This is a genomic window from Pseudomonas shiyinii, from assembly GCF_056725765.1.
On the sequence record NZ_CM161522.1, the window covers coordinates 4690705 to 4709557 of the forward strand.

At 61.1% G+C, this 18853-nt stretch carries 13 protein-coding genes and 3 pseudogenes; 8 read left to right on the forward strand and 8 right to left on the reverse strand.

From position 1 onward, the window contains the following. Window positions 1-39 precede the first annotated feature (39 nt). Window positions 40-393, forward strand: a pseudogene (locus ACXHGZ_RS21230) (acetolactate synthase large subunit); the annotation flags it as partial. A 44-nt stretch (window positions 394-437) separates the two neighbouring features. On the opposite strand, the gene ACXHGZ_RS21235 reads toward ACXHGZ_RS21230, so the two are convergent. The 5 genes from ACXHGZ_RS21235 to ACXHGZ_RS21255 form a co-directional block, all read right to left on the reverse strand. Further along, window positions 438-1310, reverse strand: a complete 873-nt coding sequence (locus ACXHGZ_RS21235) for a hypothetical protein (protein WP_480461406.1) — start codon at window positions 1308-1310, stop codon at window positions 438-440. 478 nt (window positions 1311-1788) lie between these two features. Further along, window positions 1789-2901 carry a TniQ family protein gene (locus ACXHGZ_RS21240; RefSeq protein ID WP_480461407.1) on the reverse strand — a complete coding sequence of 371 codons (1113 nt, stop codon included), beginning with the start codon at window positions 2899-2901 and terminating at the stop codon, window positions 1789-1791. After that, entirely contained in the window at window positions 2862-3749 is an 888-nt protein-coding gene (locus ACXHGZ_RS21245) for a TniB family NTP-binding protein (protein ID WP_480461408.1), read from the reverse strand. Before ACXHGZ_RS21245 ends, ACXHGZ_RS21240 begins: the two co-directional genes overlap by 40 nt. Beyond that, entirely contained in the window at window positions 3746-5665 is a 1920-nt protein-coding gene (locus ACXHGZ_RS21250; RefSeq protein ID WP_480461409.1) for a TnsB C-terminal domain-containing protein, read from the reverse strand. The genes ACXHGZ_RS21245 and ACXHGZ_RS21250 overlap by 4 nt, the downstream gene beginning before the upstream one ends. Before the next feature lie 2 nt (window positions 5666-5667). Next, complete coding sequence (locus ACXHGZ_RS21255) at window positions 5668-6351, reverse strand: TnsA endonuclease N-terminal domain-containing protein (RefSeq protein WP_480461410.1); 684 nt, start codon at window positions 6349-6351, stop codon at window positions 5668-5670. Between the two features lie 114 nt (window positions 6352-6465). On the opposite strand from ACXHGZ_RS21255, the pseudogene ACXHGZ_RS21260 reads away from it, so the two are divergent. From ACXHGZ_RS21260 to ACXHGZ_RS21275, 4 genes and pseudogenes are all read left to right on the forward strand, one after another. Beyond that, window positions 6466-7110 (forward strand): annotated as a pseudogene (locus ACXHGZ_RS21260) (ATP-binding protein); the annotation flags it as partial. A 407-nt stretch (window positions 7111-7517) separates the two neighbouring features. Further along, on the forward strand, window positions 7518-9302 hold the full coding sequence (locus tag ACXHGZ_RS21265) for a monovalent cation:proton antiporter-2 (CPA2) family protein (protein WP_480461412.1): 1785 nt from the start codon (window positions 7518-7520) through the stop codon (window positions 9300-9302). Window positions 9303-9945: 643 nt separating this feature from the next. Further along, window positions 9946-10239, forward strand: coding sequence for a hypothetical protein (locus ACXHGZ_RS21270; RefSeq protein WP_480461413.1), 294 nt, complete (start codon window positions 9946-9948; stop codon window positions 10237-10239). 202 nt (window positions 10240-10441) lie between these two features. Further along, window positions 10442-11353, forward strand: coding sequence for a LysR substrate-binding domain-containing protein (locus ACXHGZ_RS21275; RefSeq protein WP_480461415.1), 912 nt, complete (start codon window positions 10442-10444; stop codon window positions 11351-11353). Window positions 11354-11377: 24 nt separating this feature from the next. Here the strand turns inward: ACXHGZ_RS21275 and ACXHGZ_RS21280 are convergent. After that, window positions 11378-11575, reverse strand: a pseudogene (locus ACXHGZ_RS21280) (cysteine hydrolase family protein); the annotation flags it as partial. A gap of 287 nt (window positions 11576-11862) precedes the next feature. Between ACXHGZ_RS21280 and ACXHGZ_RS21285 the strand changes: the two are divergent. Continuing rightward, on the forward strand, window positions 11863-13290 hold the full coding sequence (locus ACXHGZ_RS21285; RefSeq protein WP_480461417.1) for a mechanosensitive ion channel domain-containing protein: 1428 nt from the start codon (window positions 11863-11865) through the stop codon (window positions 13288-13290). Between the two features lie 12 nt (window positions 13291-13302). Here ACXHGZ_RS21285 and amaA read toward each other — a convergent pair whose 3' ends face one another. Further along, a complete protein-coding gene (gene amaA / locus ACXHGZ_RS21290; protein WP_480461418.1) occupies window positions 13303-14589 on the reverse strand; it encodes an L-pipecolate oxidase in 1287 nt (428 codons plus the stop codon). Window positions 14590-14730: 141 nt separating this feature from the next. Continuing rightward, entirely contained in the window at window positions 14731-16221 is a 1491-nt protein-coding gene (gene amaB / locus ACXHGZ_RS21295; protein WP_480461420.1) for an L-piperidine-6-carboxylate dehydrogenase, read from the reverse strand. A 136-nt stretch (window positions 16222-16357) separates the two neighbouring features. Between amaB and ACXHGZ_RS21300 the strand changes: the two genes are divergently transcribed. Together ACXHGZ_RS21300 and hglS are read left to right on the forward strand one after the other, a co-directional pair. After that, window positions 16358-17248, forward strand: coding sequence for a LysR family transcriptional regulator (locus ACXHGZ_RS21300; RefSeq protein ID WP_084855366.1), 891 nt, complete (start codon window positions 16358-16360; stop codon window positions 17246-17248). 176 nt (window positions 17249-17424) lie between these two features. Beyond that, the gene (hglS, locus tag ACXHGZ_RS21305; RefSeq protein WP_480461422.1) at window positions 17425-18810 is read left to right on the forward strand and encodes a 2-oxoadipate dioxygenase/decarboxylase HglS; all 1386 of its coding nucleotides are present in this window, start codon (window positions 17425-17427) and stop codon (window positions 18808-18810) included. The last annotated feature ends 43 nt before the right edge of the window (window positions 18811-18853 follow it).

Consider the following 18853-nt stretch of genomic DNA (forward strand, 5'->3'; position numbering starts at 1 on the left):
AATGCAACACAACCAGCGACAGACATGATCAGTGCCGCCAACGCCGCGCTGTCGTCCGGCGACTTCGTTCACCGGGCCATTGAAGCGGCCGACCTGATCATCAACATCGACCAGGTGATCGAGAAACCGCCGTTTTTCATGATCCTTGGCGGCACCGAGGTCATCTACAGCAGCTTTCGCTCCGCACAGGTCGATGGCGTGTACTTCCCACTGGTGAAAGTGATCGACGACATCGCCAACGCCGTATAGCAGATCAGCGAGGAGCTGAAAGCCACCGCGCAGTGGGACTTCACCCGCCTGATATACATCCGTGATGCGCACGAGGCCCAGATTACCGAAGGCGCCGATGATGACCGCGTCCCTGTCTTCCCCCAAGAACGTCTTTTGGACATAGCCTTCTTTCAGGCTGGTCTCGAGCTCAAAACTAGCGACACACGTTAACCGTGCCCTTCACCACCTGCGCCGAGTGGTAATGGGATCCAGTAGTCCTGTCCCCTCAGCTTGACGAGCAGCCCATCCTGATCAGGAAAAGTTATCAGCGGCATCTCCTTTTTATGGACCTTGGCCACGCCATGGAAGTAACCCAAGGCAGCCACCTGCCACCGATCAAGGACATCTGTACCCGCAACAGCCTCGTCCATGAGCAATCTGAGATCTCTTTCAAAACGACTGCGCCTACGCATGATGGCATCGCGATTATCCTCAGGAAACTCGATGGCAGCCCCATGAAATTTGTTCAGAAAGCTGACAAAGCTGCTCAGGGAAGCAGCGACCCCTGGTGTTTCGGTCAGCAATGACCTCAACGAATGCGAAGTCGGAAACGGGTTGCCAGTTGTCTCACTGGCGAGAACAAGATTTGCCCCACTACGAAGTGCCATCCGAATAGACCTCAGGGAATTCGCTCGTCTATAGGGTTTAGATTCAAGGTGGAGGCGGTAATTCTCGAGCAGATTTCGACCTGTCTCCGAAGGCACAGAAGCGAGGATGCCGTCGATACGACGCGTCTCTGTTAGCTCAGTCTTCAGCGCGGCATCGATCTGCATCGCACGTTCCTCGATCATCCACTGCACCGGCAGTTTCGCACGCCTTATCCAAAGCGCACCTTTGGCTTCCAGCAGTTCCTGATAAGTGGGTAACTTCCTCCAGAGAGCGTTCATTTCCCGAAAACTTTCCAGATGGCGATTGATCAGCCGGGCCGCCCTCGCCGGGCCGGCCCGAGCGAGAAGCCACGCGCCATACTCGGTATAAGCCTCACGAAAACCATCATGAGTGAGTGCCTCAATGTTGATCTGCAGACGCTTCTGGAACACACGGCGACTGTAGCAATTTCGACATTCAACCCCATATCCGGCCGGGGAGATCTCGCCGCAGGTTCGGCATTGGATGCTACCCACCTGCGTACAGAGCCGACACTCCCTGACACCGCAACGGCCATCGATCAATACTCGGTATCGCCCGCAGCTTGGGCATGTCTGCGCGTTGCTCGCACATTTTGGGCAGCAGCTCAGCTCCCTATCACCAATGCTTTTTTTAGAGAGGCGCGTCGAGGGCGCATTACATATGTCGCAGGGCCGTGCGTCAGTGAAGTAGTGAGCGCAGGAGTTACAAGCGGGCCCATAGGGCGTGATCCGTCCTAGCGGCCTCCCGGTACGCCGGCAGCGAACACATGGGGCAGAGACGAGATTGGCGTAGCAACCCTTGCAGTAGCGCACGCTGAAATAGACACGGTGAGCTTTCTGCATATTCTGACCACATACCGAACAGCAGGCACGCTCTACCGAACGCCCCTCAGCCATCTCGATATACCTTTCGTTTCAAGCGGGCCCACAGCTTTTCAACGGTCTGCCGTGAAACTGGAGATCGCATGCGCTTGGCTGCACGCGTTCTTGCACTACCTGGCGGAAGCTTATTGATCATTTCCTGCAACGCAGGCGAGACATATCCGGCCGGTACTGGAACAGAGTGTCGAGGCAGGGAGCAGGCTTGAATCACCTCAATCAACTGGTGCTCGCCCATCTCAACAACCTTCCAAACTGCCGCTAGGAAATCCATTCTTTCTTGAACCGAAAGCATTTCAATCGGTAGGCCAGAGTCAGGACGAGCAAGATGACCGAGGTTGAAGGCTTCCCTAAAGCACGCAAAGGTTTTTGAATCGTTCGTACTGGAAACCCTTAGTACCCCAAAAATAAAACGTGCCCGCTGAAACCATGCGACTGGGTCACAGGATGCATCCGTATCGTGGTTTACGCCATTAATGGCGTCATCCCCTGCATACTGAAAGGCGAGAGCACCAGGGGCGAACCCAAGCTCATGAGATGAAGTGCTCAACGGGATATGACAGCGGTCACAATGGGCGCAATTTGAGTCGATCTGCAGCAGGTTATGAGGTTGTAGTGGTGAGCCGCATCTTGGGCAGCGATCGATCAGTCTCACCAAGTGCTTTTCACAGCAAGTGTGCCAAGCCAAGCGCCATGAGACTCGGTAGTAGGGCGTGCCCTCCAACATACAAACAGGACAACATTGCAGGCCGCCGGCATGGCGCCGATTACGCTCTCCAAGAGCTAGGATCCATGGCCACATGCCTTTCTTGGAATCCAGGTCTGGATTTATGGCTGATGCAATGGGGTGTAGGGTCGCGGCACAGATATCTGATACTCCGACACCTGTCATTTTAGCCAACGACAACGCCCGCTCAGGCAGAATTCCTCTATCTACATCAACAGTCCAGCATCGCCAGCCTGGCCATAGACTTCCGGTGAGCGTCATCGGTGAACAGCCATGCGCAAAAGCATTGCGGATGAGCCAAGAAGAAAGGAGCTCATCAACCAGCAAGCTCCTTGCTTTCGGCCACTGCGGATTTACTACATCAATTCGCGAATGCCACGAGTAGGTTGAAGCCATGACTTGCTCTTGATGATGTCAGCGTCAATCCTCTCCTTACCCGAACGAATCGCCTCCGTGGCGCACTCAACCAAAAGCCTGTGCAAGTCACCAGTGTTCCCTTCAGATATGCCATGCAGCAGGCCTGCCAAATGAGGCGTGAAAAGCCCAGAGGCCTCACGCAGCGGGAGTACGGATTCGAACCCTTTCAGAAATCGCTGAAACTCCACATCCATCTTCCAGTTCCGCAAGGGAAATACATCGAACCGGCTCGCATGCTGAGGATCAGTATGTAACACCCGGACAGCGTCTTCCGTCCCTACACCGATGACCGGTATCGCAAGCTCGTTACAAAGCAACTTGATGACGTTCATCATCTCTCGCTGCTTTCTGGGCGTTCCCTCCAGCATGGAATGAAACTCATCGATGATGAGTATCCTCACTTGATTCTGACGCATCTGGTGTATCACCTGATATCGCAGTTTTGGAATGGCATCCGTCGTCCGATAGGGCGCCCAAAATCGCTCCAAAATCGCACAGTAGAGCGATCGCTCATCAGCGGAAGGAGGAGCATCGATCCTGATGATGGGTTTGACAGGCTCCCCCTCAGAGTCGGTATAGCCCTCACCGTATAGTGAGTCGAACTTCGTGAGAATGGTTGTTTTACCGTTGTTGGAGCTCCCCACAACTAAAAGATTGGGCATTCGGGGCCGCTTCGGTACGGTCATCAGATGATGCAGGAGGTCCATCAACCTTTGCGCTACGGGATAGCCGATCCAACGTGGCTCATAGAGAAAATCAATACGCCCTTGATCCGACTGGAGCATGACAGGTCGAAACTCGGGATGGATGTGTTTGTACTGAGTCATGAGATATCACCGAAGTCGTCAAGGTCGCCATCCACCATGTTCACGAACGCCCTCGCAGGGGCAGGAGCAATTTTGGCCTTCTGAGGGTTTGGTTCGGCGGGGGTCTTACCTTTCGAATGCACCCGGTGCCGCTGGGCTTGTCGTCTGGTCTTGGCTGTCTGCGCTTCGGCCTTTGCAACCAACTCTCGGTTTTCAAGGATGTAACGCTTGATCAGCATTTCGTTGATATCGGCACGGCCCTCGTCAACTGCACGCTTCTTGGCCGCCTTGTACTCCCAGATACTGGCAGCCGGAAACGCCTGGTTCGAGGCAGGCACCTTGAAGTATTGCTTGAGCAGTGGATCAAAAAACCAGATGAAGCTGATATCACGAGGGTCACGACGGAAAACGAATGTCTGCGCTTTACCCGTATTCTGGTCCCTGGCATTGATCCAAGGCCTCAAGGCTTCGGAGTAATAGAGGAGATCAATCTGTACACCGTAGTGTTGAACAGTCCGATCAAAAGACGGCAAAAAGTCTCTCTGCAGAGTGAAGGGGTCAGTCGGCCGAGGTGGGATCCCAACCAAGGGGTCTTGATCAGTATTGCCAAATATGCCGATATGCCACTTTCTGCGCGGACTCATGAAAATCTTCGAATGGTAGGACTCGTTGTAAATCAGAATTTCCCTGATCAACCACGTTTCGAACTCATCGAAAGTCAGCGCAGCATGCCTCTCCGAATCATAGCCGTCGCGCTCGGCTTTATTGCTGTAGGTCCTCCCTGGCATGTCTTTCAGCGTTTGAGCGAAGGTGCCCATGAGACGCTCAATATGCGCCCCGTAGCGCGGGCGTTTCACTGGCCTGAACCGGTTTTCGATCCCGTAGTTCGAGCATGATTTCTTAACGTCTTGGCTCTGAAAATCGGGACCATTATCCGCATGCAAGATCTTGGGCTTGCCCCAAACCGGCCAGTCTCCCTCGACGCCATGTGCGAGAAGCCATTCCTCCTTGGGCAGAATGGCGTGCGCGACACACATCGCCACCGAAATCCCTGCTGGAGCATCAAGCGACAAGTAGTAGCCAGTGATCATTCGGCTGAAAACGTCGATCGAGAAGGTGATCCATACCCTACCGATTGAGCGCCTGTGGACATCGTCGACCAACAGAATGTCCATAGGCGTGTGGTCAATCTGCACGACTGCAAGAGGGTAGTCTGCATCCGGGAAGGAGCCGGGAGTGGGGGTGTATTTGTTCCGGGCCATTTCCGCAAAGCCTCGGCCACGGAGATACGCTTTGTCTGGGATACCTTTTAACCTTGCCCGGATAGCCGTCTTACCTGGCGGGGTGAGTTGCGCCTCTTCACAGGCATCAACGATTGCCTGAATCGTGGCCGGTATCGTGGGGCGCTGGGGCTTCAAGTAGAAGTTGGTGATGACCTTTTCGATGATCTGGTTCACTTCCTCTGATAGACGCGAGCTACCCTCTCGCCATCCTCTCCTGCGCGGAACCAGCGCCAGCATTTCGCCCCAATCCTTGTATCGCTTGATCCAGCGATACAAGGTAGCAACATCTACGCCGATCGCATTAGCCCTGACAAGGGCGTCACTCCGCCCCACAATCGTGCTGCCTAGCAGCGGCTGGATAGCAGAGTAACGCCTTTGAGCCTCCGCCCAATCCTCGCTACCAATCAGCGAAATATCATAATTCGCGTACAGGCCATCAACCCGCTCCCGCTTAACCGCTCTCAGGCTTCCGATGGGTAGAGCAGCGGCTTTACCCGAATCGAGTTCCACGCCAACTACGGTGCGGAAATCAAGGATCTGAGAAATCCGATACGCAGAGTCACCATGGGCGACGATCGCCCCCACCTCAATAGTCACCTGGCTCCGGTCAGGCTCATAGGGGACCAACTGGCTATCTGGATTTTCACTGTCCATGGTTAAACCACCCAAACTTCTAGGAAATTGTTCAGAGGAAGGCGAATGTCGCAGGTTAGCCGCCGAGTAGCTATGAGATGCCACAGATGACTAATACACTCAGCTCGGTAGTAGTCACAGGAGTGCAACGCCAGCAGGTAATGGACGGGAGCTACGCCCATTTTCTTCACCGACTCGATGATCCAGTCGCTGTCTTCGGGAGCGAAAGTCATTCGCTCGTAACGCTCCAGAAACTTGATGTTCTGTAGTGCGGTGTCCCGAATTCTCGACTCGTCATGGATGTGGAAAATCCACCCTTGGTCCCGAGCGTATCGCCAGGCGGCTTTCCATTTCGGAAGCCATGCCTGCCAATTTTTCCGCCACTCGGCCTCCGGCTTTACTTCAACAAGCAAGGGCTTTGGCCAGTCATTGAGACCACGATCACCGAGCCGGAACTGGACCAGGAAATCAGGCGTGTAGGTATATGAGCGCCCATTGACACTGAACGGGATCGCCACTGGCTGCGACGTGATCGCTAGGACATCCATCGAAAATTCAGTGCGAAGGATGAAGTCCCGCTCAAGAAGCGATTCATACGGAATACCGCCCTCGCCGCGGAACGGAAAAACCCCGGACACGCTGCGCTTGGTGGGTTTGATCGGACGGACCGGGATTGGTCTAGGTTTGTCGCGGTTATTTGAAGCCATTCTTAGGTCCGTCGCAGCTATTTAAGAAATACGTCGCAGCTATCACTGGACGTGCCACTGAGAAATCAAGGTGTTCAGGACACAGTTGTCGCATTTTATTCAGATTCCTACAGGGGCAGCCGGCCGCAACCAGGAGAGATCACCCTGGCGCACCATGGCGTGCTGTTTCTGGACGAATTGCCAGAGTTTGAGCGGCGTGTACTCGAAGTACTTCGCGAACCCTTGGAGTCCGGCGAGATCGTGGTGGCGCGGGCCAAGGACCGGGTCCGCTTCCCGGCGCGCTTCCAGTTGGTGGCTGCGATGAATCCCTGCCCGTGCGGCTACCTGGGCGACCCCACCGGGCGCTGCCGCTGCAGCACCGAACAGATCCAGCGCTACCGCAACAAGCTTTCCGGCCCCCTGCTCGACCGCATCGACCTGCATCTGACCGTGGCACGGGAAAGCACGGTGCTGACCAACGAACCCAGCGGCGACTCCAGCGCCAGCGTCGCCCGCCTGGTGGCCAAGGCCCGCGAGCTGCAGCAACGCCGCCAAGGGTGCGCCAATGCCTTTCTCGACCTCAATGGCCTGCGCCACCACTGCGTACTGGAGCCTGCCGACCAGGCCTGGCTGGAAGGTGCCTGCGAGCGTTTGACCTTGTCGTTGCGCGCAGCCCATCGCCTGCTCAAGGTGGCCCGCACGCTGGCTGATCTCGAGCAGGTGAAGCGCATTGGCCGTGCGCACCTGGCCGAAGCGCTGCAGTATCGGCCTGGTTCCTGACCACGGCAATGCAGGCGACTCCATCGCGGGGCAAGCCCGCTCCCACAGGTTTGCCGCCGTGCTCAGGGTGGCGATGACGTGTAGGAGCTGGCGGAGCCTGCGATGGGCCGCAAAGCGGCCCCTTGAGTCTGAAGAGCTCCACCGTTTGAAGGCTTGGGGCTGCTTTGCAGCCCATCGCAGGCTCCGCCAGCTCCCACCGAGATTGCGCCGCTCTAAAAACTCGCGAAATCCCTGTGGGCATGTCCCGCGATGGGGGCCTGCAAAGGTGCCAATGACAGAACGCTGCTTCTCGGGAAACCTGGATTGTCCTGTTTCGATCCCCGGACGAAAATGCTCCCCTCGCTTACCCTGGCGTAAGCTGATACTGCTGCACCAACCCCCTACAAGCCGCTCAAGGAGCCCGAGCAATGCCCCACGAAGGCAGCCTTCTACAAACCGCAGTGATCTTCCTGCTCGCCGCTGTCCTGGCAGTCCCACTGGCCAAGCGTCTGCAACTGGGCGCAGTGATCGGCTACCTGCTCGCTGGCGTGGCCATCGGCCCACAGGCCCTGGGGCTGATCCGCGATACCGAAAGCGTCGCGCATATTTCCGAGTTGGGTGTAGTTCTGCTGCTGTTCATCATCGGCCTGGAGCTGTCGCCGAAACGCCTGTGGCTGATGCGCAAATCGGTGTTTGGTGTCGGCACCGCCCAGGTGTTGCTGACTGGCGCGGTCATCGGCGCCATCGCCCTGTTCGGCTTCGGCCAGTCGCTGCCGGCAGCGGTCGTGCTCGGCCTGGGCCTGGCATTGTCGTCCACCGCCTTGGGCCTGCAGAGCCTGGCGGAAACCAAGCAGCTCAACGCCCCTCACGGGCGCCTGGCATTCGCCATCCTGCTGATGCAGGACATCGCAGCGATCCCGCTCATCGCCCTCGTCCCTCTGCTGGCCGCCAGCGGCCCGGACACCAGCCAGGGCGACAGCCTGGAACATGGCCTGAAGGTGTTCGCCAGCATCGCCATCGTCATCGTCGGCGGCCGTTACCTGCTGCGCCCGGTGTTCCGCACCGTAGCCCGTACCGGCATCCCTGAGGTCTCGACCGCCACTGCATTGCTGGTGGTGATCGGCACCGCCTGGCTGATGGAGGAAGCCGGCATTTCCATGGCCCTGGGCGCCTTCCTCGCCGGCCTGCTGCTGGCGGACTCCGAATACCGCCACGAACTGGAGTCGCAAATCGAACCGTTCAAGGGGCTGCTGCTGGGCCTGTTCTTCATCAGCGTAGGCATGGGCGCCAACCTGGGCTTGCTGCTGGAGATGCCCTTCGTACTGCTGGGCCTGACCCTGCTCCTGGTCGCGGTGAAGTTGGCGCTGTTGATCGGTGTCGGCCGCGTCGCAGGCCTGAGCAGCACCAGTGCCTTGCGCCTGGGCATGGTGCTGGCGGCGGGCGGTGAATTCGCCTTCGTGGTGTTCAAGCTGGGCAAGGACCAGGGCCTGTTCGACACCCAGACCTACGACCTGCTGTTGATGACCATCACCCTGTCGATGGCCATCACGCCCCTGCTGATGCTCGGTTGCGCCCGCGCCCTCAAGCGCCCGCAAGCCACGCGTGAGGTGCCCGAGCAGTACAAGCAGATCCAGACCGACACGCCACGGGTGGTGATCGTCGGCATGGGCCGCATGGGCCAGATCGTTTCGCGCATCCTGCGCGCCCAGAAAATCCCCTTCATCGCCCTGGAAACGTCTGTGGACGCCATCGAGATGACCCGCATGTTCGAGCAGGCCCCGGTGTTCTACGGCGACCCGCTGCGCTCGGAAGTACTGCATGCAGCCAAGGTCGGCGAGGCGGAATATTTCGTCATTACCACCGACGACCCAGACGTCACCACCCGCACGGCGGAGCGGGTCAAGCGCCTATACCCGCACCTGAAGGTGTTGGCCCGCGCACGCAACCGCCAGCATGTGCACAAGTTGGTGGATGTAGGCGCCGAGCCGATCCGCGAGACGTTCTACTCCAGCCTGGAGATGAGCCGCCGGGCATTGGTGGGGTTGGGCTTGAGCGACGAACAGGCAGCCGACCGGATCGAACGGTTCGCCCAGCATGACGAAGAGGTGCTGGTCGCCCAAGGGCAGGTTCGCGATGACCGGGCCAAGGTGATGCAGACGGCCAAGGAGGCGCGGTTGGAGTTGGAGCGGTTGTTTGAATCGGATACCGATTGAGCCCTTGTGGCGTAGGTCTTGGGAGTTGTAGCGCCTTCAAAATCGAGCGCCGCCCGCGCGGCGCATCGCGAGCTACGCTCGCTCCTACGTTTGTTTCGGGCCAGTCCATCCTGTGGCATTTTCGCGCGAACGCTTTGGCGCCAGACGCAATATCGTGTCGTATGAACCAGGCGGTCGCGCGCGCCTGTCACAGGCGTTACTGGCCGTAAATAAACGTAGGAGCGAGCGTAGCTCGCGATGCGCCGCGCGGGCGGCGCTCGATCTCATAAGCGCTACCCCCTCAAAGGCGGTCACCCGATAGCCCGTGCACAGCTTCAAAACACAAACCTCTCAGCAACGCCCTACTTCATCGCGAGCCATTTCCTACGTATGCGTGCAGCGTGGGGATTTATCGTACACACCGTGTCGACGCCCGTCTGATTGTCCGGGGAAAGCCTGCTCTCTAGGCTTGCCGGGTCGCTGTCGGTTCAGCGATCGGGTGTGGAAACCCGTCTAGGTCTGAGGTGCTGTCTTCAATGGCAGTTGTGCGCGGGAGGCCGTATGGCCTACCGGGTTGCCTCTCACCGGTTTTCCACCCCGCGTACAACTGCCACCCTTCGCGTGGAAACGAATGGTTGCAGTACAACCTAGAGAGCACACTGCAATGAAAAAGATCGTCCCCGATCCACCCCTCCCCAACACCACACAACGTGCCTTCAGCCGCTGCGACGCCGGCCATCCACCATTGTTCACGGTAAATCCGGACGTATCCGCCCATGACGCCCTTGTACACGTCGCACAGTATCTGCGAGGTGCCTACGACTGTGGCTACAAGGCTTTGGAACACCTGGACGAAACCGGCAAGAGCCTGTTCTGGAGCACCCTGAATGCAGTCGAAATGGCAGAGGGGTTGATTGAGGCGCTGCTGGATGGGATCGAATCGCAGCCCGTGAATTGAGGTATTGCCACCACCCCAGGCAACCACCCATCGAGTTGCCTGATATTAACCGCAGCCGGCGCGATTCAGCTGGCGTTCTGTTTCATGGACGATTGTTTTGTACTATCTACGCCAGCCCTTTCGCATCTGGAGCCGCCCCACAACGGAGCGGCTTTAGCCGCGAAGAGGCCAGTACAGGCAGCCACGCATCCGGAGACGATCATTGGAAGACCTCAATTCCCTCTACTACTTCACCCAGGTAGTCGAGCACGGCGGCTTCGCCCCGGCTGGCCGGGCGCTGGACATTCCCAAGTCCAAGCTCAGCCGGCGCATCGCCGACCTGGAAGAGCGCCTGGGCGTGCGCCTGCTGCAGCGCACCAGCCGGCACTGCTCGCTGACCGAGATCGGCCAGGCCTACTACCAGCGCTGCCTGGCCATGCGCGTGGAGGCCGAGGGGGCGGCGGAGATCATCGAGCGCAACCGCAGCGAGCCCCGTGGGCTGGTACGTATCAGTTGCCCCACGACCCTGCTCAATGCCTGGGTCGGGCCGATGCTCACCCGCTACATGGCCAAGTACCCGCAGGTGGAGTTGTTCATCGAAAGCACCAACCGCCGGGTCGACCTGCTCCATGAAGGCTTCGACCTGGCCTTGCGGGTACGCTTCCCACCCTTGGAGAACACCGACATGGTGATGAAGGTGCTGAGCAACAGCACCCAATGCCTGGTCGGCCGGCCGGCGTTCCTCGAGCAACTGCCCGAGGGCTTCGATCCACAGATGCTGGGGCAATTGCCCAGCCTGCACTGGGGTGGCTCGCAGCGCGAATACCAGTGGGAGCTGTACGAGAACGAGCACATGAAGGACAAGCTGGTGATCACGCATACGCCGAAGGTGGTCACCGACGACCTGCCCACCTTGCGTAATTTCGTCGTGGCAGGTGTCGGTATCGCACACTTGCCTCGAGTGGCAGTCCGTGAAGACCTGGCGGCAGGCAGGCTGGTGGAGATGCTGCCGGGCTGGCAGCCACGCTGCGGGATTGTCCATGCGATCTTCCCGTCGCGGCGAGGGCTGCTACCGTCGGTACGGGCGTTGATCGATCACCTGGCGGAAGAGTTCGCGGTCAGCGATATGGCGTGACGCGTTCACCAGCAAACACTTCGGTACTACACCGGCGATGATCAATTGCTTCTTGCCGGTGGCCTTCACGGCCTTGACGAAGTCCTCGTTGTCCCAGACGTTGATCTGGCCAGGACGGGCGATGTAGGGCGCGTCCGGGAGCATGGCCTTGAGCTCCGGCACCAGCGGGCCGTTGGGGCCTTGCTCTAAGCTGGTGGTGAGGATGGTCGGTAGGTTGAAATACTCGTGCAAATACGGCCCAGGCTCCGCTTGCTTCGTGGGAGCTGGCGACAGCCTGCGATGGGCCGCAAAGCGGCCCCTTGAGTCTTCAGGGGCTCCACCATTTGAAGTCTTGGGGCTGCTTTGCAGCCCATCGCAGGCTGTCGCCAGCTCCCACCGAGATTGGGCCGCTCTCAAGACTTGCGAAATCCCTGTGGGGTTTACCCGCGTACGGACCGATGGCGCCATCCATTGCCTGCCTGCCCAACGTGCTCTTTACTTCCCCCATCCGTCCTTGAACCGAGACCATCATGCTGGCCTTCATCCAGTCCTCACCGCTGCTGCTCGGCGCCTGCCTGGTGCTCCTGGACTTGCTGCTCTGGCAGCTGATCCCGGTCGAGCGCCGGGCCTGTCGCATCGCTGCCCGGCTGGTGATCTTCCTGCTGTTCAGCTGGGTCTTGCTCACCGCCGGCCTGAGCCCGTTGCAACCTGCGCCCTGGCCAGACGATGTGCCGCGCAACCTGATCGCCACCCTGCTGGAAATCGCCTGGTGGCTGTTCGGCGCGCGTACGGTCACGGTGGTGTTCGGCCTGCTGCTGGTGGCGCGAGGCGGCCATGGTGGGCGTCTACTGCAGGACGTGCTGGGCGCGCTGATCTTTCTCGCCGCGGTGGTGGCCGCGGCGGCCTACGTGATGCAACTGCCGGTCAAAGGGTTGCTGGCCACCTCCGGCGTCATGGCCATCGTCATCGGCCTGGCGTTGCAGAGCACCCTGGCGGACGTGTTCTCCGGCATCGTGCTGAACACCACGCGGCCCTACCAGATCGGCGACTCGATCTCCATCGACGGCACCGAAGGCAAGGTATTGGACATCGACTGGCGCGCCACGCGGCTGCTCACCGGCACCGGCAGCCTGGCCGTGGTGCCCAACTCGGTGGTGGCCAAAGCCAGGCTGCTCAACTTCAGCCGCCCGGCGGATGTGCACGGGGTATCGATCAGCGTGGTGGTGCCGGCCAAGATGCGGCCCAAACGGGTATTCGATGCTTTGGAAAAGGCGCTGCAGGGCACCAGCGCGTTGCTGGCCACGCCCAAGCCCAAGGTCACGGTGAAAGCCTCGACCCTCGAGTCGGTGGAGTACGAGGCCAGCGGCTTCGTCGCCAGCATGGAACGCAAGACCGAGGTGCGTAACCAGCTGTTCGACCTGGCCCACCGCCACCTGGAGGCCAGCGGCGTGATGTGGAACGTCGACCTGGCCCTGCCACCACGAAGTCGCCAACGCGACTTGCTGGACGAGGTGCGGGTGTTCCGCTCGTTGACCGGCGAAGAGCGCGATGCCCTGAGCCAGCGCATGACAGCCGTGGAATACCTGGCCGACCAGGTGATCCTCGGCGTGGGCGAGCACTCCGACCATTTGCTGGTGATCGGCAGTGGTGTGGTCTCGGCCTCGATCCGCGATGGCGAGCGGCTGGTCGAGGCCGGGCGCATGGGGCCGGGCGAGGTGTTGGGGATCGAAGGGTTGACCGACGACGAGGCGTCCTTCGCCGAGTTCCGCACGCTGACCGGCTGCCTGCTCTATCGCATCGACAAGGAGCAGGTACGCAGCTGCCTGGTCAAGCGTGGCGAGGTGCAGTCGGCACTGACCAAACTGCAGCGGTTCCGCCGCCAGAGCCGGGAATCACTGTTGCTGCAGAAACCGCCGGAAGTGAAGAAAGGCGGGTTCCTGAGCTGGTTGCACAAGTAAGCCTCGACGCGCCTACAGCACTACCCGCAGGCACTGGCCCGCGTGATACAGCGAGAACCCGGACTCATAGAACGCGGTACGCAACGAGGGGGCACTCACCGGCTTCATCGGCGAGAACGGGATCGGCAGGCTGTCCGGGTCATCCTTGAGCAGGAATTCGGCAAACGCCCGGCCGATCACCGTGCCGGTGGTGTTGCCGCGGCCGTTGTAGCCGGTCACCGCCACCAACCCAGGGGCCGGTTCGAACAGGCGCATCAGGTGATCGGGGGTGAAGTCGATGCAGCCGGTCCAGTGCATTTCCCATTCGACCTTGCCCAATTCCGGGTAGTAATGGCTCTGGATGCGGTCGGCCCAGCTGCGCACGAACCAGGCCGGCTTGTTGTCGACCCGGCCCAGGCTGCCCAGCAACAGGCGGCCCTGGTCGTCGCGGCGAATACTGCTGAGCACGGTACGGGTGTCCCAGGAACCTTGACCATGGGGCAGGACCTTGTCCGCCGCCGCGCCTTGCAAAGGCTTGGACGCGACCTGGTAGTAATAGCCCCGGAAGAAGTGCTTCTGCAGGTTGCTCCACTCGCCTTCGGTGTACGCGCCAGTGGAAATCACCACCTTGTCGGCACGCACCGAGCCACGGGCGGTATTCACCCGCCAGCCATCGCCGTCGCGCTCCAGGCCTTGGACCGAGGACTGCTGGAACAATTGGCCGCCCAGGCGTACCACGGCAGCGGCCAGGCCTTGGGTGTACCCCATCGGGTTGATGGTGCCGGCGCGGCGGTCGAGCAGCGCGGCGGAAATCTTGTCGGTGCCGCAATATTCCTGGCAACGCGTGCCGGTCAACAGTTCGACGTCGGCGCCGCGTCGGCTCCACTGGGCATGGCGGGCCTCCAGGTCGGCGATGCCGGTGGCATTGTGCGCCATGTGCAGGGTGCCCTTGTGCTGGGCCTGGCAGTCGATGCCCAGGCGCTCGATCATGGCGAACACTTCGCCCGGAGCTTCGCCAAGCACCTTGTTCAAGCGGCTGCCCTGCTGCAGGCCAAGGGTCGCCTCGACGTCGTCGGGGCGGATCCAGGTACCGGCGTTGACCAGTCCGACGTTGCGTCCGGAGCCACCATGGCCGATCTTCCAGGCCTCCAGCAGGATCACCGATTTGCCTTGCTCGAGCAGGTGGATCGCCGCCGACAGGCCCGTGATGCCACCGCCGATCACGCAGACATCGGCCTTGTGCTCACCGGCCAGGGCCTGGGTGGCGACGGTTGGCTTGGTGACGAATTCCCACAGACATTCTTGACGCAGTTCGGACATGGCCCGGCTCCAGCAATGTTGTTCTTGTTGGGGCCGCATTGCGACCCATCGCGGGACAAGCCCGCTCCCACAGGATTGCGCTGAGCCCTGTGGGAGCGGGCTTGTCCCGCGATACGGGGGCAGAGCCCCCGCGTGCGATCATCAGTCGAACACGATCCCCTGCGCCAGCGGCAGCTCGCGCGAGTAGTTCACGGTGTTGGTCTGCCGACGCATGTAGCCCTTCCAGGCATCCGAGCCGGACTCACGGCCACCGCCGGTTTCCTTCTCGCCGCCGAAGGCGCCACCGATCTCCGCACCGCTGGTGCCGATGTTGACGTTGGCGATGCCGCAGTCGCTGCCCGAAGCGCTCTGGAAGCGTTCGGCCTCGCGGATGTCGGTGGTGAAGATGCACGAGGACAGGCCTTGTGGCACTTCGTTGTTCAGGCGCAGGGCCTCTTCGAAGTCATCATAGGCCAGCACGTAGAGGATCGGGGCGAAGGTCTCGTGGCGCACCACGTCGCTCTGGCCCGGCATCTCGGCGATGGCCGGCGAAACGTAGTAGGCGTTCGGGTATTCGCTGGCCAGCTGGCGCTCGCCGCCAAACACCTGGCCACCTTCGTCGCGGGCCTTGGCCAACGCGCCTTGCATGGCGTCGAAGGACTGCTTGTCGATCAGCGGGCCGACCAGGTTGTCCTTGCGTGGGTCACCGATGCGTACCTTGCCGTAGGCGGCTTTGACACGGGCAACCACCTCATCCTTGATGGAGCGGTGCACGATCAGGCGGCGCAGGGTGGTGCAGCGTTGGCCGGCGGTACCGACCGCCGAGAACAGGATGCCGCGCACGGCCAGGTCCAGGTCCGCGCTCGGGGCCAGGATCATGGCGTTGTTGCCACCCAGCTCGAGGATGCTGCGCCCGAAGCGGGCCGCGACGCGCGGGCCGACTTCGCGCCCCATACGGGTGCTGCCGGTGGCGCTCACCAGCGGTACGCGCGGGTCGTCCACCAGGGCTTCGCCGGCTTCACGGCCGCCGATCACCAGCTGGCTCAGGCCCTGCGGCGCCTCACCAAAGGCATTCAAGGCTTTTTCGAACAACGCCTGGCAGGCCAGGGCGGTCAGCGGGGTCTTCTCGGACGGTTTCCATACCACGGCGTTGCCGCACACCAGGGCCAACGCGGTGTTCCAGGCCCAGACCGCAACCGGGAAGTTGAAGGCGCTGATTACGCCAACCACGCCCAGTGGGTGCCAGGATTCACGCATGTGGTGGCCCGGGCGCTCGGAGGCGATGGTCAGGCCATACAGCTGGCGCGACAGGCCGACGGCGAAGTCGCAGATATCGATCATTTCCTGGACTTCGCCCAGGCCTTCCTGGGTGATCTTGCCGGCCTCGATGGACACCAGCTCGCCCAGCTCGGCCTTATGGGCACGCAATACCTCGCCAAACAGGCGCACCAGCTCGCCGCGGCGCGGGGCCGGCACGTTGCGCCAGGCCTCGAAGGCTTTTTGCGCCTGGTCGATACGCGCGGTGGTCTGGGCCTTGTCGAGCAGCTTCACCGAGGCGATCTGGCTGCCGTCGATCGGCGTGTGAACAGGGTAGTCACCCTGGGTGTAAGCCTCGGCGGCAACGCCAAGGCGCTCGAGCAATCCAGCGACCATGTGCTTCTCCTACAGAAGGTGGAGGGTTGAAAACCTGATGTGGATCAGTATTAATCCGATGACACTGGCGCAACAAACGACCTTTATTCCGCATATCATTCCGCCAGGTAATGAACAATCCGCCGTAGAGACCGCTATGTCCAAACGCCTGGTGCCATCGATGACTGCCCTGCAGTGCTTCGAGGCCGCTGCCCGTCACCTGAGCTTCACCCGTGCCGCCGAAGAACTGCACCTGACCCAGAGCGCGGTCAGCAAGCAGGTGGCACAGCTCGAGGAAATGCTCCGTCACCACCTGTTCCTGCGCATTCGCCGGCGCCTGCAACTGACGCCCGCGGGCTCGCTGTACCTGGCCGAGGTCAACAAGATTCTGACCCAGGTGGACATGTCCAGCCGCTACGTACTGACCTACGGCGAGCAGACCGAAGTCTTGAAGGTAGCCACCCAGCCAAGTTTCGGTGTGCGTTGGTTGATCCCGCACTTGAAGGGGTTCGGCAAGCGCCACCCCAACATCCATCTCGACATCCGCAACGAGATGGAGCCTTTCGCCCTGCTTCAGGGCTCGGCCGACGCGGTGTTCTTCTATGGCCAGGGCACCTGGCCGGGCGCCACCTGCGTGGAACTGTTCGGCGAGGAGGTCGTGCCGGTGTGTGCACCCGAGCTGCTGCAGGGGCGAGCCTTGCACGATGCCAGCGAAGTGGCCGAGCTGGTGCTGCTGCAAAGCACCTCGCGGCCAGAGGCCTGGCATGAATGGTTCCTGGAGCAGCGGCTGCACACCGACAACAGCTACCACGGGCCGCGCTTCGACACGTTCTACATGGCATTGAGTGCAGCCCAGGCCGGTTGTGGCGTGGCGCTGGTGCCGCGCTACCTGGTGAGCAAGGAACTGGCCGAGGGCAGCCTGGTGGTGGCCTGGGACTATGCGATGAAGAGCCCCGGGGCCCATTACCTGGCCTTTGCCGAACATGCGGCGGAGGTGCCGAAGGTGCGGGCATTAGTGGAGTGGGTTCGGGAGCAATTGCAGGGCTGACTGTTATCGGCCCGCTTTGCGGGCCGTCGCGGGGCAAGCCCGCTCCTACAGGGATGGCGCAACACTCGCCATCATCAATCGCAAAAGGAATGACACCTGCACTTTTTTTCGCTTGTGGGGGAGGTGCATTCCCCGCTTTCATGTACGGGTATCCACTCACCTCCAGGAAGCTAGCGATGCCCGCCCATGATTTCGTCAGCCCCGACAGCATCCGTGCGCAGTTCTCTGCCGCCATGTCGCTCATGTACAAACAGGAAGTGCCCCTGTACGGCACGCTGCTGGAGCTGGTGAGCGAAATCAACCAGCAGGTGATGAGCCAGCAGCCCACGGTCGCCGAGGCCCTGCGCTGGACCGGTGAGATCGAGCGCCTCGACCAGGAGCGCCATGGTGCCATCCGCGTCGGCACCGCCGAGGAGCTGGCGACCATCGCCCGGCTGTTCGCGGTCATGGGCATGGAGCCGGTGGGCTACTACGACCTGAGCTCGGCCGGCGTGCCGGTGCATTCCACCGCCTTCCGCGCCGTGCATGAACAGTCGCTGCACATCAGCCCGTTCCGCGTGTTCACTTCCCTGCTGCGCCTGGAGCTGATCGACAACCCGCACCTGCGCGAGCTGGCCCAGGGCATCCTGGCCAAGCGCAAGATCTTCAGTCCACGGGCCCTTGAACTGATCGCCCAATGCGAGCGCGACGGTGGCCTGGGCGCTGCCGATGCCGAGGCCTTCGTCCAGGAAGCGCTGCACACCTTCCGCTGGCACCAGGACGCGACGGTGACCGCCGAGCAATACCAGCAGTTGCACGATCAGCATCGCCTGATCGCCGATGTGGTGGCCTTCAAAGGCCCGCACATCAACCACCTGACCCCGCGCACCCTGGACATCGACGCCATCCAGCTGGGCATGCCGGCCAAGGGCATCCCGCCCAAGGCGGTGGTCGAAGGCCCGCCCACCCGCCGTCACCCGATCCTGCTACGCCAGACCAGCTTCAAGGCATTGCAGGAAAAGGTCGCCTTCAGCGACGCGCAAGGCAGCCATACGGCACGCTTCGGCGAGATCGAACAGCGTGGCGCGGCGCTGACGCCCAAAGGCCGTCAGCTCTACGACCGCCTGCTCGACGCCACCCGCGCCGCCCTGGGCGGCGTGCCGGCCGAGGCCAATGCCGAACGCTATATGGCGCTGCTGGCCGAGCACTTCGCCGAGTTTCCCGATGACCTGGCGCAGATGCGCGAGCAAGGGCTGGCGTACTTCCGTTACTTCGCGACCGAGAAGGGCTTGGCCGAGCGTGATCAGCAGGGCCGTCCGACCACCTTGCAGGGCTTGATCGACGCCGGCCATGTGCACTTCGAGGCGTTGGTGTACGAGGACTTCCTGCCGGTGAGCGCGGCGGGGATCTTCCAGTCCAACCTGGGCGACGATGCCCAGGCCGACTATGGCAGCAATGCCAACCGCGCTGCCTTCGAAGCAGCGCTGCAAATGAAGGTGCAGGATGAGCTGGCCTTGTATGCCCAGAGCGAGCAGCGGTCGCTGCAGGCCTGTGCCCAGGCGCTGAACCTGGGCGCATTGTAAGGCTTCAGGTCGCGATCGCGGGGCAAGCCCGCTCCCACAGGTT